Genomic DNA, 21,454 nt, shown 5'->3' with positions numbered 1-21,454 from the left:
GGCGACGTTGCCACTTGGCTTGAAAACAAATATGGTGTGATGGGGGCCTTTTCCGAGGCAAAAATGGACCAGATCACCAATGCGCTTACTGACTCAATTGAAGGCGCTATCGACAACTTGCTGATGGGGGCACCGGTGAGTGCTAATCCCTTCGCCTCCGCTGAATCAAAGATCGCCTCCATGTTCAAGGAGTTCATCCAGAACGCAGAGATTGAGCGCATGGGGATCCCCGGCGTGCCGACAGAGGCAGCCAAGAAAGGCGTCAATCACCGACTCAAGAAAAAGCGCGGCGAACGCCGGCCGTCCTTCATGGACACACACCTGTACAAGAATTCCGCCATTTCCTGGATTGACTGATGCCATCTCTTACCGAAACGTCCGCCGCCAAATCGCAGTTGGCGGCAGGGCTGGCCGAGGGCGTCAATAATCTATCGCAAGACCAGAAGATCAAGTTCACCAAGTACATGCGCTTGGTACTTCCGCTAGACGGCTATGTATTCTGGGTGAAGGCCGATCTTCTGAGCGACTCATCGCAGCTAGGTGGAGCCGCGATTGGGAAAGTTCCATTCGGCGTGCCGCGAGAGGTTTTAGAGGCAGCAAAAACCGTCGAGGTAATGGGTTCGTTGCACTACGATTCGTACACGGACCAGCGGGAAGATGAAACGCTCGGCGTGAATCGCGTGATTTTCACAGCGCTGAGCGAGATTCAAGAATTCAACATCATTGGTCCAACCGTGATGTATATCGGTGAATTCCAAGGTATCCGGTTCTCATTCAATCGGCGCCAGGAGTTCTACCAGCAGGCGGATTTGTACCACTACGTCGGGGATGCAATCTACCCGACCATGGAATCGCAGATCATTGATTCGATGAGCGGCTTTGATTCTAAGAACGTCATCGTTTCTGACAGCCTGCCGATCTGGCTGAGCCTGAACCAGATATGCCCGATGTATCCCTCGTTCTTGATTCCAGACAATTTGCGGCCACCATATGCCGCAGTTCACATTTTTCCAGACCAGACCAGGGCGATCCAAAGCGTCCCGATGTATGACCGCGACGGTTCGCATTACCAGTTGGTCGCCGACCGCGTGCGCATCACCCTGTACGGCATGCGAAATTTCAACGCATTGGACTTCCAAGATTACATCCTGGAATACATGAGCAACGATGAGAACGCTCTTGGGCTGATGAACATGCCGGTGATGCGTGATGAGAAGCGAACGCAATCTGAGCTCACCGTGATCGCTATGAAAAAGACGGTCGAATTCGAGGTTTCGTATTACCAGAGCCGCGTCAGGGATGCTGCGCGGCAATTTATTCTGAGCGCCATCCCGAACTTTTATTTCCAAGACTGACGGCAGATTTCTGCTGGATTCAAACCTTGCCCGCCTTGTGCGGGCTTTTTTATTTGAGGAACGACCATGCCCCAAGGAGCTCTGCCGTACAACAACGCGATCACCCCGACCGGTTATCGCTCCCCGCTACAGCTGGACGGTAGCAAGAACCTGCTGATCGGCACCGGCGCATCGAGCAAGTTGAACGTATCCGCTGCCACCGTCGTCAAGGCTGCGCCGGGTCGCGCATGCCGCCTGATCGTGCAGACTGCGCCTTCGGCAGGCGCCATCACCGTCAACGACACCACCACCACCGGTGCCGCCGCAGCAGCCAATCAGATTTTCACGATCGCTTTCGGCTCGGCCCCTGCCGGTTCCATTTTCAACCTGGATTTCCCCTGCTCTTCGGGCATCGTCATCTCGTCCGTCGGCACCGGAGGTGTGGTCGCTTTCTCGTATGTCTAACTGAGGCAGAAATGACGCAGATTGTACAAATCAACGTCTCGCAGACCGTCGCCCCGACTCCGAGTACGTTGCAACGCACTGGTGCGTTAATTTCTCAGGGTGGTACCACCCTGACACCCGGGGCAAAAACTCTCATCACGCAGTTGGCTGATCTGACGCCAATCCTGCAGACTCCGAAGGCCATCACATCGTTGGCATGGGCTACCGGTGTGGTCACAGTGACCACGACTGCCCCGCATGGTTACACCAATGGCACCACCATCGGCCTGACCATTGCTGGCGCAGCGCCGGCGGCCTACAACGGCTCTTTCCAGGCAACGATCACCGGCGCCAGCACTTTCACCTATCCCTTGGTCAACAACCCGGGATCGGCGACCGTGCAGGGTACCGTGGTCAGTTCTTCGGTAGCAGAACTCACTGCCATGGCAACGACGTTCTATGCCCAAGGCGCGGCGCTGTCAGTCTATGTGCTGGAGCTCGGCGCAGTTACCAATGCGGCAGCTGTCACAGCGCTCGGAACCTACATCGCCAACAATCCGGGAACCATCTATTCCTATGAGGTTCCCCGGGCCTGGGCCGATGAAGCCAGTTATGTGACCTTCGTGACGAATTACTCTTCGAATACCTCGAAGACCTATTTCTTCACCCGGGTGACCGAGGCGAATGAATCCAGTTTCCCGACCACTGTGAAATCGGTGTTCAAGATAATCGAAGCACCGACCATCCCGGCTACTGAATTCACGGCCGCGGCGCCACACTGGGTCACACTGAACTACAACCCCAGTCCAGCAAACCAGGTTACCCCGCTGTGCTTTGCTTATCTGCAGGGCGTCACCACTTTCCCCGCCACTGGCCCGCAGCAAACCACGTTCAAGGCTGACAATGTCAACTACGTGACCACGGGCGCCGAAGGTGGAATCAGCAATCTGATGTTGCTTTGGGGTCGCATGTCAGACGCTCGGCCGTTCAACTACTGGTACTCGGTCGACTGGGTGCAGATCAACCTGCAGCTGAGCATTGCCAACGAGATCATCAACGGTTCGAACAACCCGCTGGCACCGCTGTACTACAACCAGGCCGGCATCAACCGTCTGCAGGCCCGAGCGGCCAAGACCATGACCAGCGCTGTCAGCTATGGCCTGGCGCTTGGCCAAGTGATCACCACTGCTCTGCCGCAGGCCGAGTTCGTGCAAAACCTTGACGCCGGGAAATACGCCGGTCAGATCGTCATCAATGCGATTCCGTTCGCTGCTTATAGCGCACTGAACCCCAGCGATTACAAGGACGGCATCTATTCTGGCCTGTCCGCCGTCTACACCCCGGCGCGCGGCTTCGAGCAGATCATCTTCAATCTGAACGTCACTGACTTCGTTGCATAAGGATAAAACATGGCAACCAATCCTTTGATCGCACAAGGCACGCTGAACCGCCTGCGCGGTAGCGTCGTTGTGACTGACGTCCCGGAATTGAACGTGACCGCATCTTATCTGGGGAAAGCCGGCATTTCGCTTTCCCTGGATGGCGACGCAACCACCTTCATTCCCACCATGACAGGTGCCGTGACCTCGGGCGAGCCATATCAGATGGTCACCATGACCATCAACCTGCTGAAAACGCAGGGCCTGGCAAACCTGTACAAGCAGCGGGCAGAGAACCTGTCTACGCTGGGCGATCTGGTCATCACGCCTGACGCTTCCACCCTCGGAACCTATCCGCTGACCAATTGCGCTATTGGCAGCGTGCGGGAACTGAGTTTTGCCGGCGAAGATGCCGGCTATGTCGTCACCATCCGCGGCTACTACCTGATCAACAACAGTCTCTGGGACTTGACCTAAGTAGCCGCCCAAAATCACAGGGAGATTTTGAGTGAAAATCAATCGTAACCTCAACTTGGTCATGGAAGTGGACAACGGAGATTCCAAAATCTTCGTCCACTCCATGCCGATTTCTCGGCAGGTGTTTGATACCTACTACCTGCCGATTTCCAAGGCCTTCAGCGCCATTTACAGCCAAGGTCTGCACACGGCTGCCGGTCCGCGCGTGGCCAAGAACCTCCTGCGTGATGCGGCCAAAGATGTCGGCATCTGGGAGGGGCCGGAGGGAGTCGAGAATGGCCTTTTCAATGAGATCCGTCGGTTGACCAACGTCCTTGTTCCCATTTCGGGGAAGGGCTGGGAAACCATGGTCCTGGATCAGGCTATTAAAAACGGCCTGATCGATGAAGACCAGCTTTCGGAGATCGAAAACAGTGTCACTTTTTTTATTGTCGCCTCAGCCATGCATATGGCGAAGGAAAGAGAAGCGATTCTGACGGGCGCGGGGAATATCTGGGGCTGGCAAATTTCATCGTTGAATTGTACGGAGTTCGCGAAGTCCTTGCCGATATTGACCGAGGAAGAGAGTTCTGGCGAGACGGTTCAAGCATCATCCATTCCACACTAGACTGGATCTCCAACGAAGGCTTCCCGTTCTTTTTTGGGCATCAAGGGCTGGGTTTTGAATCAGCCCACGAATTCCGCCAACGTTATATGACTCGGGCTCATCGAGGGGGGTAGCATGTCGAATAAAAAAGTCATTGATATTGCCATCAATGATGGTGACTTCAATGCCTTCGTCAAAAAGTATCAGGAACTGCAGGAATCTTTGAAGTCCTCTCCCGAGGCATGGAAATCCTTCAACAAGGCCATGAAAGAGGCCACCAAAGAAGTGGCCCAAGCGGAGAAGCAAGAGCAAAAAGCTGAAGTACAAGCAAAAAAGGAGCAGCAGAAGGAGGCGTCCAGACAAGCCAAGGCTGCGCAAGACGCTCTGCGCGATGGCGAGAAAGAATCGCTGCGCTTAGCGCGCGAAAAGGAGAAATCTTGGCGCGAGATGAGCAAGAGCGCCGGGGCGTTCGCCAAGAATGTGGCGAGCTCCACAGTCTCCATCCTGAAATGGGCGGCGATCTCGGGCGGACTTGGCCTGCTTGGTGCCGGCGGCGGCCTTTTCGGCATTTCTAGCCTGGCGTCATCCGTTGGAAGCTCCCGTCGCTCCGCGCAGGGCCAGGGCATTTCTACCGCTCAGCAAAAGGCATTCGGCCTGAACTTTGGTCGTTATGTTGATGCCGATAGCAATCTTTCTCGCATCAACGAGGCAAAGAGCGATTGGGAAAAGCGCTGGGCCTTCGGCGCCATGGGGATTGGCCAGCCTGATGTCGATCGCAAAAACGCTGCGCAGCTCGGCGTCGAGATGGCGATTCGCGCCAAGGAAATTTTTGACCGCGGTGACCAGAGCCAGCAGTACGCCAAGTCCAACGGCTTGCTTGAGTTCTACACCATGGACGAGTTGAGGCGGCTGCATGCCACCTCAATGCAAGATCTGCGCGAGTCCAGTGAAGGATATGGACGCGACGTCTCCCGCCTGAACCTACAGGACGACACGCAGAAGACCTGGCAAGATTTCAGCATCCAGCTGTCGCGTGCTGGCGAGCAAATCCAGAACGTTTTCGTCAAGGGCCTGACGCCTCTGATTCCGCAGCTCAACAAGCTTTCGGACTCCTTCGCCAATGCGCTTTCTGACATTCTGCAAAATCCGAAGCTGACCAAGTGGGTTGATAACTTGGGCGGCGGTATTGAACGATTCTCGAAATATCTGCTGTCGGACGAATTCCAGCGAAGCGCGGATCGTTTTGTGACAGCGATTGGCGCATTGGCGGATGCGACGGTTGGCATTCTTGAGTTTTTCAATGTCTTGCCGTCATCAAAGAAGCCTGCACCGCCAAAGACCAGTGGTGGATCTGAGCCGACGCAAGATGAGGCGAAGAAAGCCGGATTCGCACCGCGATGGTGGAATTTCAATGGCGCCTTTGATCCCACTTACCAAAAGTGGAAGCAGGGGCGTCAAGTTGAAGGATCGGTGCCGATCGCGTCCGGCGATCAGCAGAAATACTTGTCCGAGTTGGAGAAGAAGTATCGCCTGCCATCCGGCATCATGGATAACGTCTGGCTAGCCGAATCAAGCCGCGGCAAGAAGATGCTTTCTTCTGCGGGAGCGCAAGGCCATTTCGGCTTCATGCCTGCCACACAGGCTGAATATGGCCTAAAAGACCCCAACGACTTCAACGAGTCGGCGGACGCGGCCGCGCGGAAGATGCGCAATCTACTGCGCTATTTCAATGGCGACAAAGAGAAAGCCGCCGCAGGGTACAACTGGGGCGAGGGTAACGTTTCTCGCCAGATTCGGAACTATGGTGATCAGTGGAAAGATCATCTTCCCACCGAAACCAGCGACTACATACCAAAGGTCACCCGAAACACCGGGCCGGTAGTGGTGGAAATTCGAAACAACACTGGTGGCAGCGCGATCGTCACCACTAACCAATTGGCATATTGATGAGCACAGGGCGCACTTTATTTAAGCTTGGCTATGAGGTGTCGCCCATCATCTTCACCAATGGTATTGCCAGCGCAATTCCAGGCAATATGCTTCCCATCATCTCGATCACGGAAGCGGCGAATTTCACGTTGGGCCTGCTCAATGGCGCGGATCAAAGTCTGGACACTTTTTTTGCTCATTTCCGCCCATTGCCAGGAGCCACGCTGCAGAACAACCAAGTCGGTAAGTATCCCTTTGCCAGCCAGGAAACCGCTGCCAATGCGGTCATTACACAGCCTTTGAGTGTTTCGCTTGTGATGACGTGTCCGGTGCGCGCGGTCGGAGGCTACACGTCCAAATCGGTAACCTTAACAGCCCTCAAAAAGGCCATTGATATACACGTGGCCTTGGGCGGAACCTTTATCGTGGCCACCCCCTCCTATATTTATCAGAATTGCATTCTGACGAATTTGCGGGACATTTCCTCGGGAGAAAGCAAGCAGGCGCAGACAGACTGGCAGTGGGATTTTGAGCAGCCGCTTTTGTCCCTGCAGGATGCCCAAAAATCGCAAAGTGCGCTGATGCAAAAAATCAGTTCAGGCACGGCGATTGATGGCACTCCCAGCTGGTCCGGCTTGGCGACAAGCGTAGGCAGCCAGGTCAGCGGGCTTGCATCCAGCGTGGTGCAGAACGCTCAGAACCTGGTCGGGTCGGCAATTACGAGCGCGGTATCTCTGCCCTCGGTGACGGTAAATCAGATCCCATGACGACACTCGTAACCTTCGCCCCGACGCAGTCTGCCTCGTTTCAATTCCAGGCCGTATTTGATGATACGGCCTATACCGTGGTCGTCACGTGGAACCTTTTTGGGCAGCGGTACTACGTCAATGTCTACACGGTGACTGGCACGCTTATTTACTCATTGCCCTTGATCGGCTCGCCTCAGAACTATGATATTTCGATGAATGCGGGGTACTTCGCCACCACATTCATCTATAGGACACAGAACCAACAATTCGAAATCGGTAACTGATGCGCTATTACGATATCCTCATTTCCGACCCGGATACTGGATCGACCGTCAGGCAATATACGTCGTACAAGAACGGGAAGAGCGACCCGAATGCGCTTCTGGTGGAAATGGATCTGCCGGTTGCGCCATTCAATACTCCTTACGGGAATGCATTTGCCCGGGTTTGGGGAATTACGCGCAACGATATTAGCCAGGCCACCGACCTGAACGGGAAGCGGATTACCATTTCTGGCGGCATGCAGAAGGGGCTACCGCTCGCGAATCCGGCGCAGTCTGGCGTCCTTGTTCAGGGAGTCATACAACAGGCGTTCGGGAACTGGATTGGTGTTGACATGACGCTTGATATCGTCATTTCCACTGGCACCGGATCGTCAGTGGCACCGCGGAACATCGTTTTAGACTGGAAGGCCGGCACGCCATTGTCGCAGGCGATCGCCTCCATGCTGTCGGCAGCATTTCCAGGGTATCAGCAGCAAATCTCCATTGACTCTCGTTTGATCCTGGCCAGCGATGACCCTGGATATTACGAATCGATGGAGCAATTCGCGGCCTACATCAACGGCCTGAGCAAGAGCATCATCGGCGGAACCTATGGCGGCGTGAGCATCTACTTGCGCGAGAAGACATTCTTTGTCTATGACGCGCCGGACAGCACAAAGCCGCACCAGCTGCAGTATCAGGACATGATCGGGCAGCCGACCTGGAAGAATCCCGGACAGATTCAGGTGACGCTGGTCATGCGCGCGGACCTGTCAATTAATGACTACGTCAAATTGCCGCCGTCCATCATCACGACGACGGCCAATGCGCTGCCAGCGTACCGCAAGAAGAGTATTTTTGACGGGGCCTATCAGGTGGCAGCAATTCGGCATGTCGGCAATTCCAGGCAGCCGGACAAGGAATCTTGGGTGACAGTGATAGACCTCAATCTGATCGCATAAATGTCTGACAACAGCAAAAAAACACCGCTCGGGCAATCACTCAACACGTTTGCCCAGAAGAAGGTTGCAGATGCCATCCAGGTGCTGGGGAAGGCGCTCCCTTGCTCTGTGGTCTCGGTCAGTGGTGCGATTATCACGGTCAAGTTCGAAATCAATTCGAGTTTTACCCTGCCAGAAGTCACGATACCCCTCTTCGGCCCGGAATACATCCGATACCCGATCAAGGCTGGCGATAAAGGGATGGTCCTGCCGGCCGATACCTACCTCGGTGGCGTATCTGGACTAGGTGGCGGCGTGGCGGATCTGACGCAGCGCGGAAACCTCAGCGCGCTGGCGTTTCTGCCGTTGGCAAATACAGAGTGGTTTTCGGTTGACCCTAATGCAGTCACGATTTACGGGCCCAATGGGGTGGTGCTCATGGACCAGGCCAGCTCCTGCACATTTGTGCTGACGCCGGAGAGCATCACGATGGTAGCGCCGAATAGTGTCAAGGCGACGTCTGGCGGCACGACGATGGAATTGACGCCAGCAGGATGGTCGATTAGTGGCCCGTCGGGGAATATTCAGGACGGCACCAATCACACATCGCCGGCGATCATGAACGCTGCCTGGATTGCCCTCGTTACTTGGGTCAATGCCCATACCCACACCTCGGCATCTCCAGGTAACCCGACAAGCGCGCCAATCTCCCCATTCACTGGATCGTCAATCGCACCGAGCTAAATATGCGGACATACGGAAGACTTGTACAGCCTGACGGCTCCTATAAATGGGTCGAGGTCACCACGGATGCCAATGGGTTTGATGATGATGTCTGGGTAACGACGCTGATCCAATGCCTGAAGCTGTCAATAGGAGAATCCCCTTTCTTTGCCAACTATGGCATCCCGGCTCAGCGCAGCGTGATCCAGCAGATCTTCCCGAACTTCTATGTGACCCAGACCCAGACGCAGTTCAGCCAGTATTTTGCGAGCCTGATTGTTTCGATCGTGAATTCGGCGACGCCGACGTACAACATCAACGTCACCAAGAACCAGGGTGCGAAGCTGGCTATCAGCATCCCTGTTTAGGGTGGACATCAGATAAACAAGGCGCCTTCGGGCGCCTTTTTCTTTGCCGAGAACGATGAGCATCCCAATTGTTATGACAAAAGCAGGGCGGACTAACCAGACGCCAGATGCTCTAAATCAGCAGATCATTGATGCGGCGACCGCCCTAAGCCCGGGCCTGACGGCAAACTTGCCCGGCTCGTTGATCGAGGACATTTCCAGCACCGAAACGGCCGCGGCGCTCGTCTCGGATGCTGCAGTGACTGAGCTGATCAATTCCATTACCCCATATGGCGCGAACCCCTTTTTACTGAATCAGCTTGGGGTGCTGTACCTGGGAGCGCTCAATGGTGTCCAAGGTGGTACGTCGACCAACAGCGTCAATGTAGTGATCAGTGGCCCGGCCGGATTCCTGATCGCTGAAGGCTTTACCGTATCCGATGGAACCTATCAGTACGTCGTGCAAGATGGCGGGATTATCGGATCAGGTGGACAAAGCCCTTCGCTTTATTGCCTTGCGACCCAATCCGGGTCTTGGGCAATCCCTGCGAATTCGGTAACACAGATTGCAACTTCGGTTCCCTCTGGGATCGCTCTGACAGTTACCAACCCGACTACTGGCACTCCGGGTGCACAAGCCGAAACCGAAGAGGCTTACCGCGCGCGCGTGCTGATGGCAGGGATTGCCTCTGCCGAAGGAATGGCCACGTTTTTGAAAACCCAACTCCGGAAGGTGTCTGGCGTGCAAGCTAGGCTCGTTTCTGTGCGTCAGATCACCGGCGGCGGTTGGGAAGTCATTTGCGGAGGGGGCGACCCGTACCAAGTCGCCTATCAGATTTACAGTGCGCTTTTTGACGTCTCAACGTTGACCGGCTCAGTGCTGAGTGTTGAAAGTATCACCAAGGCCAATCCTGGCGTTGTCACCACAGATCTGAACCATGGATTTTCCAATGGTCAGGTCATCAACATTGCTGGCGTCGTTGGAATGACTGAGGTCAACAATACGCCGCTGACAGTTACCGTGTTGACCGAAAAGACATTCAGCATTGGGAACACGTCAACATTTGGCAATTATGTCACTGGCGGCGTTGTCACCCCAAATTTGCGCAATCAGCTGGTGTCGATCAATGACTACCCTGATACCTACGTCATCCCATATGTGATTCCGCCTCAGCAGATCGTCACGCTGTCGCTGACATGGAATACCTCATCGACCAATTTCATTTCGCCGGCAGCGGTTGCCCAGCTGGGGACGCCTGCGCTGGTGAGTTACATCAACAGCATCCCAGTCGGGGCTCCGATTAATGTATTCGAACTGCAGAACGCATTTCAAGAAGCGATCGTTTCGGTTGTCCCTACGCCGCTGCTGACTCGCATGGTGTTTTCTGTGTCGATCAATGGAATCGGCGTCTCGCCGTCGCCAGGCACCGGAATTATCGCCGGCGACCCTGAGTCATATTTCTTCACCAATGAGTCGGGGACCGGCATCACAATCACTCAGGGGTGATACGTGCTCACACAAACCATTCCGGCATACTTGTACACGCAATATGCCGACGATCAAGATCTGCAGGCCTTTGTGCAAGCGATCAACAACCTGCAGCAGCAGTATGTTGATTTGTTCAACTCGTTGAATTTGCCGATTTATACCGGAGACGCAATCAGCGGGGACTTGCTGGACTGGGTGGCAGAAGGTCTTTATGGAATCACGCGACAGCCGCTTCCAAGCGGCAGTAGCCATGCCATAGGGCCAATTGCGACGATCCCGTTTGGGAAATACCCATTTGGGATGTACAAGCTTCTGGGGCCAGCAAACTATTACGTCACCAATGATGATGTGTTCAAGAGAATCATTACTTGGCATTTCTTCAAAGGCGATGGGAAGGTTTTCAATATCCGCTGGCTGAAGCGACGAATCATGCGGTTCCTGAATGGCGTCAACGGCACCGATTACAACATTGATCAGACATATCAGGTAAGCGTCACGTTCGGCACCGGGAACCAGGTCAATATCCGCATTTTGTCGGGCTTTACGAAATACATCAATGGAGCAATCGGAACCTACGCTTTCGGCACCCAGGCGTTTGGGAGAGCCAATCTTCAAATTCAGCATCTGACGCCTATCCAATTGGCGCCAATTCTAAAGTCAGCGATACAAGCCGGCGTATTGGAGCTCCCGTTCCAATACACCTACATCGTCACCGTCTGAGCAAATAACCACGTTCTGAGCCGCCCGCAGAAATGCCGGCGGCTTTTTTATTTCTATTCTCGGGAAAGACATGGCCCTCACGCAAATCTTTGCCAATCAGGCTCAAAGCACCTTGGCCGGTGCAATCACCCCTAGCTCACTTACCGCTAATCTGTCTCCCGGTACTGGCGCGCTCTTCCCGTCGCCCGGCGCAAACCAGTATTTCACCATGATCTTCAATGATGCGGCCACAGGCCTGATCTATGAAGAAGTCTGGGTAACTAACGTTACCGGCGACACGATCACCATGATTCGCGGCCAGGAAGGCTCCACCGCGCTGAACTGGACCGCCGGCGATATCGCTTTTAATGGTTGGACTGCAGGCAGCGCGAACAACTTAGTACAGGCAAGCCAAGCACAGTCAAACGCATTTGTCTACGCGGCAGACACTGGTGGCGCGGCCAACGTCTACGCGATTGCTTTAACTCCATCAATGCAGACTGGCATTGATGGGGCAATTGTATATTTCAAGCCCGCCCATACCAATACCGGGGCAAGTACGTTGACGGTGAATGCTGGTACCAGCTATAGCCTGTTGGGCTCGGCGCATTCTTCCCTGCAGGGCGGTGAGGTTTTTGCAAATGGCTTTGCTGCCGCTGAATTTAATTCCACGCTCGGCGCCTATGTTCTGTTGTATTGCACCGGCGGATCTCAGCAAGTCGCAGCCGCATCAGCATCAAATCAAGCGGTCCGCTTCGGTCAAGTGTCTGGCGTGGTTGGCCAGTCTCGCAACCTGAATATGAACGTCGGAACCGCATCGGCCACTGCTACTTTGACCGCTGATGAGATCGTGGTCGAGACGGCTCTTGGCGGCCTTCGCTACTGCTTGGGCAGCTTTAACCAGTCCATCAACCTGGCGACGACCGGAGCCGGTGGCATGGACACGGGCAGTGCGCCGACTAGCGGGTATGTCGCAATCTACGCGATCTACAACCCGACCGGAAACACACGCGCGCTAATGGCCGTGAATGCTTCTTCCACTGCGGCGCCATCTATTTATGGTGGCAGCAACATGCCGGCCGGCTACACAGCTAGCGCGCTGGTAAGTGTTTGGCCGACCACCTCCGGGGGCTTGCTTGGCTTGGCTAACCAGACTGATCGCGTAATCGAGACTCAGGCAATTACTGCATTGAATACGACCACCCAGTATTCAAGCTATACATCCGTGTCAACAGGGACTTCTATCCCATTTAATGCGAGAACCATTTTTGGTACGCTCGCAATTGGTTCAGCAGGAACAAGTGGAGGAACTATTAATATTGCTTCGACTGCCAATGGTGTCGGGAGTGTTACATTCAGCCAAAACACTACCAGTGGTGGTGCAACCCCATTCCTCTTGTCACTACAAGCTGCGCGCACATTCTTCATTAATAATGTTAGTGCACAAGGAGGCGCTACATTTAGTGTTTCAATTTCTTCATATGCTTTTTGAGGAGCATACTAGTGACAACCTTATATGTTCAGTTTTATGACTCATCGGAACAGGAAATAATTGCCCTGTTTGGCGGCCCTCAAGACCCTGATGTTTTTCCAAATCAGGGTACTGTTGATACAAGCGATACTCGCTGGAAAGCTTACTATGATAAGCAAGATGCATTCATAAAAACACTTTTGCCAAAACCAGATTGAAAATTGAAGTCGTAGAATTCTGCATCATTGATTTTCGATTCCGGCGCGTATATTCAGTCTTATACCAGGCTTGAAATGACACAAGACTAGGTTTTCGATTTCCTTTACCACGCCCGAGCAGAGTTCGATGGAAGTCTCCGGATACCATACGCTGCTCTTGTCGAACAACAAAAGCAGATCAGTTTTCCCTTGAAGCAGTGCGACTGGTTCCGGAGCAGTTCTATCGTAAAAATGCTTCCCGCTGGCTAGTTGGTATTCGGGGAATTGCCACCATCCGCTGGTCAGTACCTTTTCTGGAGCTGCCTTGATGACCGATGCCATGCTCAGCGCGCGTTGGTCAGCGGGGAACGTTTGAAAATCCGACCTGTTTAATGCAAGAAGTTGGCTCACTTGATCCGGATTCAAAGCCAGGGCCTTCCGTATGTCTTTCTGAAAAAGTTGCGGTACGACTAGAAAAAGAATGGCTGCGATATAGAGAACTGGCAAGCTACCAGAGCTCAATAATTTTCCGTTACGTTCCTTCATCTCTTCCAGCTTTTTGGAGGCGACCCAGGCACCGGCCAGCAGCAGAGGAAAGAAGATCGGTATTGCTCGGCGCTCATACATGCCGGAAATCAGGAGACAGGCGATCAAGAGGACGAGCGGGCTCCAGAATAGGGAGAACGTTAAGAGCAATCCGATCGCGATGAAGATCAAAGGCAAGGTCACTGCGTTCGAAAACGAACCGAAATGAAGCATCATTTCTTTTGGGGACGTTGAGCCCTGCCAAAAGTGATGCTCAATAAATTTCCAAAGGCCGGGCGCGCTCGGCGGGATTTCCGCGCTGCCAGCGTGTGCAAACTTCACCATGATCTGCGACATGAAGGTGGAGAAGTAGAATTCCGCAACGAATACCGCGAGCGCGATGATGCTCACTTGGATCGCTCGCACAGTGGTCGATTTGAAATTCGGCCAAGTCAGTTTCGGATCATGAGTGGCGCAAGCACCAAACGCGAGAAAGGGAACCACGATCCCGCTGATCAACTTAGTAGTGGTGGAAAATCCGAAAAATAATCCGGCCATGACGATAGCCGCGGCATCCGATCTGGCGGCGGTGCGATTGCTCAGCGTATGCAGGCCGAGAATCACGAACCCCATGGCGGTGATCTCCCCCATAAACGAAGTCAACTGATCGGAGAAATTCGCGCTCGTAAAGACGATCGTGATACACAGCAACCAGGCCGCCGGCGAATACTTCTTCGCAGCGTAAAAAAATGCTGCCGCTACCAACGTCAAGGTGAGTGCCAGGCCCAGGCGGTTACCGAAGACCGAGAGCAGAAGGGCGCATAGATATTGAAGCGGACCATTGGTTGTGACGCGGTAATCGTGGATATAGCCAGGGTTGTATGTGGACGAATAGACCAGGTCACTTGCGATGCTCTTGGCGATCTGCAGGTTGAACGCAGCGTCGTAGCTGAGCTCTTTTGTCATTGCCGTTACAAATACGCAGATCAAGGCGAAAAGCGACAGGAGGATAAATCCGACATTGATGAAGCGTTCCGTTTTTATCGATCTTGTGATGGATGTCATTAAATGCTTTCGTCCGAATTTGTAAGGATTAGCAGGTAGGTTAGGGGCGACATCTTAACATTTTGCTGTTTTTTCAATGGCCCGCCTTGAGCGGGCTTCTTCATTTTTGGGGGCTGAATGCCAGAACCAACAACCAGCGCGGCGACGGGGTACGCCGTTGCTGTGGGCACGGTCACGCTGACCGGATCGTTTCTCGGACTGCAGTATGACCTGCTGCTGGCCGGGATTTTCGGGGGCTGCGTGGCGCTCTCGTTCACGCGGCAGACGCCGCTGCTGCGCATGGCCATCACGCTGATCACCAGCGCCTTGGTGGCGGCCTATGGAGGTCCGGTGGCCATGGCCTGGGCCGCGCAGTCGTCCTTCTTCGAGTGGACGGCCAAGATTCCAGAACAAATGCGCTTCTTCAGCGCTTTCGCCATCGGGGTGTGCTCGCAGACGTTGGTGCCACTGGCGCTGCAGCAGCTGCAAAGTCGATTCGGAGGGGGTAATCCACAACCGGGAGCGCCCCAATGACAAACCATTACCTGCTGATCATCAATCTCGTAGCCGCCGGCCTGATCCTGGCGCACGCCGTATGCGCGCTCAACAAGATGAACGCCGGTGCTGAGCACCATTCTGATCGGCTGTTTTTCTCGTTGGTCGTGGCTGGTGAAAGCGGGATCCTGCTCGGCCCATTGTTCGGCTACTTGGTGAGGCCTGAAATGGCCTACGTGGTGCTGAACGTTGGTTTTGCCGGCCTCTATGCTGTTCCCTGGCTGTACGTAGCCGCGCGCGACCGCTTGAAAGGACGAATTCCATGGACCTCACGATAGACCAGCTGCGCCAGATCATGCCCGCCTCGATGCGGGCATCGTCTTTTCTGGGGCCGCTGAACGCCGCGATGCGCGAGTTCGGCATCAATACCGCCCAGCGCCAGGGCATGTTCCTGGCCAACGTCGGGGCCGAGTCCGGCCAGCTTTCCACGCTGGTGGAGAACTTGAGCTACAGCGCTGACCGGATCCGCCAGATCGGTAATGCGTCACCAGCAGGATCACGCTGGCGCTCGCTGGTGCCGCGTGCGGCAGACCTGGCCGGAAACCCCGAGCGCATGGGCAATGCAGTCTACTGCAACCGAATGGGAAATGGCGACGAGGCCAGCGGGGAAGGTTTCCTGTATCGTGGCCGGGGCCTGCTGCAGACCACCGGCAAGACGAATTACATGGCCCTGATGATGGCCCTTGGCATTGACTGCGCAGTTCACCCAGAACTGCTGGAGCAGCCAGAAGGTGCGGCGCGCGCTGCCGCCTACTACTGGCACGCCAACGACCTTAGCGAGTATGCCGATGCCGGCGACTTCGACGGGGTGTGCGACATCATCAACATCGGGCGGAAGACTGCCGCTGTGGGTGATTCCATGGATTACGCCAAGCGCTTGGCCATCTACAAGAACGCGAAGCAGGTGCTGTCATGATGGACGTCCTCGGAATGCTGCGTATCGTCCCATCCTGGTGCTACTGGATCTTGGCCCTGGTGGCGCTGTGCCTGGGCTGTGAGATCCACGGCGCAGGGCGCGTGCAGGCAAAGTGGGACGCGCAGGTGAAACAGCAGGCGGCCGCCGCCGAAGCTGCGCTGGAGCTGCGGCGCGAACAAAACCGGGCCATCGGCGCCGAGCAGGCGCTCAAGTCGGCCCAGATCCAGAAAGGCTATGATGATGAAATGGCAAAAGTGCGCGCTGATCTGCGCAATTCTGAGCGGCTGCGCCTCGGTGCAGCCTGGTGCGACGGTGGCACTCCCGGAGCCGCCCAAGCCGGAAGCCCCGCCGGCGGCGATGCAGGCGGTGCCGCCGGCCGGTCACTTCCTCCAGAGCTGGACAGCGCTGTTCGCGCGCTGATCGGCGAGGCTGAAGAAGCGGCAGCCACCGCGCGCGCCGCGCAGCAGTTCATCCGAGAGAACGGCATGGCCCCGCCGTGATCCATACCCCGAGCTTCCCAAGTGGAGGCTCGGGGCTTTTTTCGTTTCCGGCTTGCTATACTGTGTTTTTATCCAGTATAGCAATGCCGAAAAGCAAGAATCTCAAGCCGCCGCTGTCCAGCCAGGAACTGCGCCAGCTCTATCAGAAGAACCCGACGCCCGAGCTAGCCCGCGCGCTGTGGGAGATCGCGCGCCTAAAATTCAGGATGGAGCAGTTCACCGACGACTACATCAAGGTCATGGCCATGTGGCCGCGCGGCGTGGAAGAGCGGCCGGTGATGCTGGAGATGCTGAAGTCTTCGATGCTGGTCGAAACCCGGGAGGCCTGGCCGCGCCCGCGCGAGCAGGAAAAGCCGCTGGACTTCACCAAGGGAACGATCTTCGAAGACCTGGACGATGAGCATCCGGAGGACCGGGCACTGATGGCCGAATGGATTCGGAGGCACGGGAAACCGCCGGAATGACTTTGCCGCCCTTGTAAACCGCACATGGGCGGCGTAAACTGATCGGGTAGCATCAATACGCATGCTGATTTGCAGTCGGAGATGTGTCAGTTCGCTGTGACGACGGCGTTGAGCACAAGATGACCAGTGATAGCAGGGTGCGCACCTGTGGAGTTAATCGCCCACACACACGCAAGTCAGCAGCCGTATTGGTGTATGCCGCCGTTGCGATGCGGGAAAATGGCCCTTTGTGGCTTTCGGTAAATTGTCCGATAAGCCGGTTCGCTCCCGGCCACCAATAACCTACATGCTGCTTTAGCTCAGATGGTAGAGCATCGGTTTTGTAGTCCTAGGGTCGAGGGTTCGAAGCCTTCAGGCAGCACCAGAATTGGCGAATGCGCAGGCTGATGCGCGACTACGTTCTAGGGTGGACAGTGTGGCAAGCGGCTTAATATCGGCAGTACCGCTGTCGATGCGTGATGAACGCGCCGTGATGGAAACGGGAACGAGAGAAGCAGCCCAAGCCGGAGATCAGTACCGGCCGTCAATAGTCCCCGGCTTCGGCTGGGGATTTTTTTTGGCGGCAGTGGCAGAAAAATGCACACTACGATAAAAGAAAAGAGGGCTGCAATTGCTTGCAACCCTCTTGTTTTCTGGTAGGCCGTGCGGGATTCGAACCTGCGACCAACGGATTAAAAGTCCGCTGCTCTACCAGCTGAGCTAACGACCCGAAAGACCGCTATTATAGGCAAACTCTATCGGCGGTGTCAACACTGTGCCTTCACAAACGATCATGATCGTTCATCAAATACCACCACCGCGATGAACCCGCTTACTTGAGCGACGCCATCCTATCCTTGCCGGTCTGTGCGGCAGGAGTGTTCGGATACTTGGCGATCAACTGTTCCAGGGTCTTCTTGGCCGCTGCCTTGTCCTTCAGTTCAGCTTGCGAACTGGCGATGTTGAGCAGGGCGTCAGCGGCCTTGGGGTTGTCCGGATAATTCTTCACCACCACCTGCTGCGCAGCGATGGCACCCTTGTAGTCGCGCTGGGCGTACAGGGCATTGCCTTGCCAGTATTGCGCCGAGGCGGCGTAGCCGGATTGCGGATAGCGCTTGATGAAGTCGGCAAAGGCGTTGGCCGCTCCCTTGTAGTCGCCACCCTTGAATTGCGACAGGGCCGCATCATAGGCCTGCTGTTCGGACACGCCCACAGCCACGGTCTGGCCATCGACTTGCACCTGCTGCGGCTCGAGCTTGCGCAGGCGTGCATCCAGGTCGACGTAGAAATCCTTCTGGCGTTGCTGGGCGTTGGTAATCTCGTTGGTCAGCACCTCGATCTGGCCGCGCAGCGCCGCAATCTGGGATTGCAGGTTGTCGTTGCGGTCCGAGAGCGTCAGGACGCTGTTCTTGTCAGCCTTGTTGGCGACGTCACGCTGCAGGGCTTCGATCTTGGAACGGATGTCGAGGATGGCCTTGCGCGCCTCGTCATCATCAAACAGGCCGGCACGGGCGGTAAGCGGTAGGAAAGCCGTGGCGGCCAGCAAGGCCGCCACGGTTACCGATTTCAGTTTGAAAGCGGTATGCATGTCGATTATTGGTAAGCGATGTCAGCGCGACGGTTCTCGGCGTAGGACGATTCATCCTGGCCCAGTGCCTTGGGCTTTTCCTTGCCGAAGGAAACCGCTTCCACTTGTGCATCCGACACGCCCAGCAGGACCAGTGCCTTGCGGACGGCTTCTGCACGCTTCTGACCCAGGGCCAGGTTGTACTCGGCGCCACCGCGATCATCGGTGTTGCCCTGGATGATGACCTTGCGGTCCTTGTGGGCCACCAGGTACTTGGCGTGGTTTTCGATGACGGTACGGTATTCCGGCTTGACCGTGTAGCTGTCGTAGTCGAAGTACACGCTACGCTTGGCCAGCACGCCTTGCGGGTCGTTCAGCGGATCAACCGAACCGGCGTTGACGGTGCCGACGGCACGGGTGTCAGCGGCGCCGTTGCTGGCACCGTTCTGCACGGGAGCGTTGGCCTTGTCGTCCAGCTTGGTCGACGAGCAGGCGGCCAGCAGAACAGCGCTGGAGACGATGAGGGCGAAGGTACTGATAGTGCGCATTTTGGATTTCTCCTTGTCGTGATGAAAGCAATATTGGATTTCTTTATTTCATGAACGGACCCCAGGTCGGTTCCCTGATATCACCGGCCTGCGTCGTCAGACGCTGTTTGATTCGGCCATCGACGGAAACGACGGCCAGGGATCCGCGACGACCAGATTCCGTCGCGTACATGATGTATTTGCCATTGGGCGCAAAGCTGGGCGACTGGTCGCGGCTGCCATCGGAGAGGCGAATCTCCTGGCCATTGGTCAGGTCCAGTGCATACAGCTGGAACAGACCGTCGCGACGCGAGATGAAGGCCAGCGTCTTGCCATCCGGCGAAATGCGCGGGCTGATGTTGTAGCTGCCATTGAAGGTGACGCGCTGGGGCGAGCCACCATCCAGGCCCACCTTGTACACCTGCGGGCCGCCGCTGCGGTCGCTGGTGAAGTAGACGCTACCGCCATCAGGCGAAAACTGCGGTTCGGTATCGATGCCGGCACTGTTGGTCAGGCGGCGCAGGCCCGAACCGTCGGCATTGATCACGTAGACCTGGGTCAGGCCATCGCGCGTCAGGGCCACGGCCAGGCGCGAGCCGTCCGGCGACCAGGCCGGGGCCGAATTGCTGCCCTTGAAGTTGGCCACGATGGAGCGCTGGCGCGTCACCAGGTTCTGGATGTAGACCACCGGCTTCTTCATCTCGAAGGAAACGTAGGCGACCTTGGTGCCATCCGGCGACCAGGACGGCGAGATGATCGGTTCATTGGAGCGCAATGCCACCTGCGTGCCTTCCCCATCGGCATCGGCCACTTCCAGGCGGTATTCGTTGCCGGACTTGGTCACATAGGAGATGCGGGTGGAGAAGATGCCCGGGATGCCGGTCAGCTTCTGGTAGATGTCGTCGGCGATCTTGTGCGCGGTCAGGCGCAGCAGCTGCGGCTGGGCACCGATGGACAGGGCCGAGAGCTGGCTCGACTGCACCGTGTCGAACAGGCGATAACGCACGTCGAAGCGGCCATCGGCCAGGCGCGTGACGCTGCCCACGGCCAGCGCATTGGCCCCGCGCTTCTGCCAGTCGGCATAGTTGATGGCCGAGGAATCCGAGAGCGCATCGCTGTTGTCGATCAGCTTGAAGATGCCGCTGCGGGCCAGGTCGGCCTTGACCACCGAGGTGATCTGCTGCGGAGCGGATTCTTCACCCGGGAAGGCGGCGATGGCCACCGGGATCTGCGAGGCACCCACGCCGGTGATCTCGAAGCGGATCTGCGCCTGCGAGGCCGGGGCGAAGGACAGGCCGGCCACGGCCACCATGGCAGTGGCCATGCGGGTCAGGGACAGGGTCAGGTAACGGGCTTTAATCATCGTTTACTGATCTTTCGGATAATGGGTGAATGTGAAGCTGGACGGCACCTTGCCATCCGTATCGGCCGGGAAGGGCTGGGACTTCATGACGGCAGTCCGCACGGCATCGTCGAAGCCAGGAACACCTGAAGGCTTGTTCACACGCACGCTGCGCACCGTCCCGTCCGGGAACAATTCGACAGTGTACTCCCCGGCAGGGTTTCCGCTGACGCCGCTATTGTCGAAGACCGTGTTGCTGCGGATCTTGGCGCGCAACTTGTTGGCGTAGTTCGGGCTGCCCTTCGGACCTTGCGATTTCTCGGCGGTGCCGGTCCCACCGGTGGCACTGGTAGCCTGGCCCATCATGCGCTTCAAGTCTTCCTGGCGACGCGCTTCAGCCGCCTTGGCATCGGCCGCGGCTTGCTGCTGCTTCTTCTTGTCGGCAGCCTGCTTCTCGGCGTCGGCCTTCTTCTTGGCTTCTTCTTCCTTCTGCTTGTCTTCCTTCAGCTTCTTCTGCTTCTCGGCTTCCAGCTTTTCCTTCTTCTCGCGGTCAGCCTTGTCCTTCTCGGCCTGTTCCTTCTTCTCGCGCTCGGCCTTTTCCTTCTCTGCCTTGAGCTTGTCGGCCTTTTCCTGTTTCTCCTGCTCTTCCTTGCGCTTCTTTTCCTTCTCTTTTTGCAGGGCGATATCGGGCTTGTCGAGCTTGGGCTCGTCGATCACCTTGGGGGCGACGGTCTTGGGCTCGATCACGGGCTGCGGCTTGGGCGGCTCGACCACCGGATCAGGTTCGGGCTGCGGCTGTGGCGGCGTGGGCAGGGGCGCGGCTTCCTTGTACTGCGGATCCCAGATCTCGGCTTCCACCGTCAGCGGTGTTTCGCTCTGCCAGCGGATGCCGATCCAGAAGAACAGGAACAAGGCCACGTGCATCACCAGCGCCAGCGTGATGGCGCGCCAGCGGCCGGGTGGCTTGGGGATGGTGTAGTGTGCGTTATCGCTCATATCACTCGGCT

At 56.2% G+C, this 21,454-nt stretch carries 26 protein-coding genes and 2 tRNA genes; 22 read left to right on the top strand and 6 right to left on the bottom strand.

Features of this window, described 5'->3' with window-relative positions; genetic code table 11:
* The 16 genes from B3873_RS17235 to B3873_RS17160 form a co-directional block, all read left to right on the top strand.
* Nucleotides 1-357, top strand: a 357-nt coding sequence (locus B3873_RS17235) for a hypothetical protein (protein WP_286867508.1), incomplete at its 5' end; no start/stop codon positions are given.
* Nucleotides 357-1,355 carry a hypothetical protein gene (locus B3873_RS17230; RefSeq protein ID WP_286867507.1) on the top strand — a complete coding sequence of 333 codons (999 nt, stop codon included), beginning with the start codon at nucleotides 357-359 and terminating at the stop codon, nucleotides 1,353-1,355. The genes B3873_RS17235 and B3873_RS17230, both read left to right, overlap by 1 nt.
* A 66-nt stretch (nucleotides 1,356-1,421) precedes the next feature.
* Nucleotides 1,422-1,799: a hypothetical protein gene (locus B3873_RS17225; protein ID WP_286867506.1), complete on the top strand. Its 378-nt coding sequence runs from the start codon at nucleotides 1,422-1,424 to the stop codon at nucleotides 1,797-1,799.
* An 11-nt stretch (nucleotides 1,800-1,810) separates the two neighbouring features.
* Nucleotides 1,811-3,178 (top strand): hypothetical protein, encoded by a 1,368-nt coding sequence (locus B3873_RS17220; protein ID WP_286867505.1) that lies wholly within the window; start codon nucleotides 1,811-1,813, stop codon nucleotides 3,176-3,178.
* 9 nt (nucleotides 3,179-3,187) lie between these two features.
* Nucleotides 3,188-3,634, top strand: coding sequence for a hypothetical protein (locus B3873_RS17215; protein ID WP_286867504.1), 447 nt, complete (start codon nucleotides 3,188-3,190; stop codon nucleotides 3,632-3,634).
* 31 nt (nucleotides 3,635-3,665) lie between these two features.
* Nucleotides 3,666-4,241 carry a hypothetical protein gene (locus B3873_RS17210; protein WP_286867503.1) on the top strand — a complete coding sequence of 192 codons (576 nt, stop codon included), beginning with the start codon at nucleotides 3,666-3,668 and terminating at the stop codon, nucleotides 4,239-4,241.
* A 114-nt stretch (nucleotides 4,242-4,355) separates the two neighbouring features.
* A complete protein-coding gene (locus tag B3873_RS17205; protein WP_286867502.1) occupies nucleotides 4,356-6,167 on the top strand; it encodes a transglycosylase SLT domain-containing protein in 1,812 nt (603 codons plus the stop codon).
* Nucleotides 6,168-6,205: 38 nt separating this feature from the next.
* Complete coding sequence (locus B3873_RS17200) at nucleotides 6,206-6,916, top strand: hypothetical protein (protein WP_286867501.1); 711 nt, start codon at nucleotides 6,206-6,208, stop codon at nucleotides 6,914-6,916.
* Nucleotides 6,913-7,182: a hypothetical protein gene (locus tag B3873_RS17195; protein WP_286867499.1), complete on the top strand. Its 270-nt coding sequence runs from the start codon at nucleotides 6,913-6,915 to the stop codon at nucleotides 7,180-7,182. The genes B3873_RS17200 and B3873_RS17195 overlap by 4 nt, the downstream gene beginning before the upstream one ends.
* Nucleotides 7,182-8,123 (top strand): hypothetical protein, encoded by a 942-nt coding sequence (locus B3873_RS17190; RefSeq protein ID WP_286867498.1) that lies wholly within the window; start codon nucleotides 7,182-7,184, stop codon nucleotides 8,121-8,123. The genes B3873_RS17195 and B3873_RS17190 overlap by 1 nt, the downstream gene beginning before the upstream one ends.
* Complete coding sequence (locus tag B3873_RS17185) at nucleotides 8,124-8,846, top strand: hypothetical protein (RefSeq protein WP_286867497.1); 723 nt, start codon at nucleotides 8,124-8,126, stop codon at nucleotides 8,844-8,846.
* A gap of 2 nt (nucleotides 8,847-8,848) precedes the next feature.
* Entirely contained in the window at nucleotides 8,849-9,193 is a 345-nt protein-coding gene (locus tag B3873_RS17180) for a hypothetical protein (protein ID WP_286867496.1), read from the top strand.
* A gap of 55 nt (nucleotides 9,194-9,248) precedes the next feature.
* Nucleotides 9,249-10,679 carry a ubiquitin-activating E1 FCCH domain-containing protein gene (locus tag B3873_RS17175; protein WP_286867494.1) on the top strand — a complete coding sequence of 477 codons (1,431 nt, stop codon included), beginning with the start codon at nucleotides 9,249-9,251 and terminating at the stop codon, nucleotides 10,677-10,679.
* A 3-nt stretch (nucleotides 10,680-10,682) separates the two neighbouring features.
* Complete coding sequence (locus B3873_RS17170) at nucleotides 10,683-11,381, top strand: hypothetical protein (protein WP_286867492.1); 699 nt, start codon at nucleotides 10,683-10,685, stop codon at nucleotides 11,379-11,381.
* A 70-nt stretch (nucleotides 11,382-11,451) separates the two neighbouring features.
* A complete protein-coding gene (locus tag B3873_RS17165; RefSeq protein WP_286867490.1) occupies nucleotides 11,452-12,852 on the top strand; it encodes a hypothetical protein in 1,401 nt (466 codons plus the stop codon).
* Nucleotides 12,853-12,863: 11 nt separating this feature from the next.
* Entirely contained in the window at nucleotides 12,864-13,049 is a 186-nt protein-coding gene (locus B3873_RS17160) for a hypothetical protein (RefSeq protein ID WP_286867488.1), read from the top strand.
* A 24-nt stretch (nucleotides 13,050-13,073) separates the two neighbouring features.
* Here B3873_RS17160 and B3873_RS17155 read toward each other — a convergent pair whose 3' ends face one another.
* On the bottom strand, nucleotides 13,074-14,618 hold the full coding sequence (locus B3873_RS17155; RefSeq protein ID WP_286867486.1) for a hypothetical protein: 1,545 nt from the start codon (nucleotides 14,616-14,618) through the stop codon (nucleotides 13,074-13,076).
* Nucleotides 14,619-14,735: 117 nt separating this feature from the next.
* Between B3873_RS17155 and B3873_RS17150 the strand changes: the two genes are divergently transcribed.
* From B3873_RS17150 to B3873_RS17125, 6 genes are all read left to right on the top strand, one after another.
* The gene (locus B3873_RS17150) at nucleotides 14,736-15,131 is read left to right on the top strand and encodes a restriction endonuclease (RefSeq protein WP_286867484.1); all 396 of its coding nucleotides are present in this window, start codon (nucleotides 14,736-14,738) and stop codon (nucleotides 15,129-15,131) included.
* Nucleotides 15,128-15,430 (top strand): hypothetical protein, encoded by a 303-nt coding sequence (locus B3873_RS17145; RefSeq protein WP_286867482.1) that lies wholly within the window; start codon nucleotides 15,128-15,130, stop codon nucleotides 15,428-15,430. Before B3873_RS17150 ends, B3873_RS17145 begins: the two co-directional genes overlap by 4 nt.
* A complete protein-coding gene (locus B3873_RS17140; RefSeq protein WP_286867480.1) occupies nucleotides 15,415-16,068 on the top strand; it encodes a glycoside hydrolase family 19 protein in 654 nt (217 codons plus the stop codon). Before B3873_RS17145 ends, B3873_RS17140 begins: the two co-directional genes overlap by 16 nt.
* Nucleotides 16,065-16,568: a hypothetical protein gene (locus tag B3873_RS17135; protein WP_286867478.1), complete on the top strand. Its 504-nt coding sequence runs from the start codon at nucleotides 16,065-16,067 to the stop codon at nucleotides 16,566-16,568. The genes B3873_RS17140 and B3873_RS17135 overlap by 4 nt, the downstream gene beginning before the upstream one ends.
* On the top strand, nucleotides 16,565-17,032 hold the full coding sequence (locus B3873_RS17130) for a hypothetical protein (protein ID WP_286867476.1): 468 nt from the start codon (nucleotides 16,565-16,567) through the stop codon (nucleotides 17,030-17,032). Before B3873_RS17135 ends, B3873_RS17130 begins: the two co-directional genes overlap by 4 nt.
* Nucleotides 17,033-17,320: 288 nt before the next feature.
* Nucleotides 17,321-17,396, top strand: a tRNA-Thr gene (locus tag B3873_RS17125).
* Nucleotides 17,397-17,665: 269 nt separating this feature from the next.
* Here B3873_RS17125 and B3873_RS17120 read toward each other — a convergent pair.
* The 5 genes from B3873_RS17120 to tolA all read right to left on the bottom strand — a co-directional run bounded on the left by B3873_RS17120 (nucleotide 17,666) and on the right by tolA (nucleotide 21,443).
* Nucleotides 17,666-17,741: transfer RNA gene (locus B3873_RS17120), tRNA-Lys, on the bottom strand.
* 102 nt (nucleotides 17,742-17,843) lie between these two features.
* On the bottom strand, nucleotides 17,844-18,599 hold the full coding sequence (gene ybgF / locus B3873_RS17115) for a tol-pal system protein YbgF (RefSeq protein WP_121037855.1): 756 nt from the start codon (nucleotides 18,597-18,599) through the stop codon (nucleotides 17,844-17,846).
* Between the two features lie 5 nt (nucleotides 18,600-18,604).
* Nucleotides 18,605-19,126 (bottom strand): peptidoglycan-associated lipoprotein Pal, encoded by a 522-nt coding sequence (pal, locus tag B3873_RS17110; protein WP_209531891.1) that lies wholly within the window; start codon nucleotides 19,124-19,126, stop codon nucleotides 18,605-18,607.
* Between the two features lie 43 nt (nucleotides 19,127-19,169).
* The gene (gene tolB, locus B3873_RS17105; RefSeq protein WP_039788991.1) at nucleotides 19,170-20,468 is read right to left on the bottom strand and encodes a Tol-Pal system beta propeller repeat protein TolB; all 1,299 of its coding nucleotides are present in this window, start codon (nucleotides 20,466-20,468) and stop codon (nucleotides 19,170-19,172) included.
* Between the two features lie 3 nt (nucleotides 20,469-20,471).
* Nucleotides 20,472-21,443, bottom strand: coding sequence for a cell envelope integrity protein TolA (gene tolA, locus B3873_RS17100; protein WP_286867475.1), 972 nt, complete (start codon nucleotides 21,441-21,443; stop codon nucleotides 20,472-20,474).
* Between the last annotated feature and the right edge of the window lie 11 nt (nucleotides 21,444-21,454).

It is taken from the genome of Herbaspirillum sp. UBA812 (assembly GCF_002296545.1).
Classification (GTDB): Bacteria; Pseudomonadota; Gammaproteobacteria; order Burkholderiales; family Burkholderiaceae_D; genus Herbaspirillum; species Herbaspirillum huttiense.
Note: the sequence above shows the minus strand (reverse complement) of the source record. Positions and strands in the feature narration are given on the sequence as shown.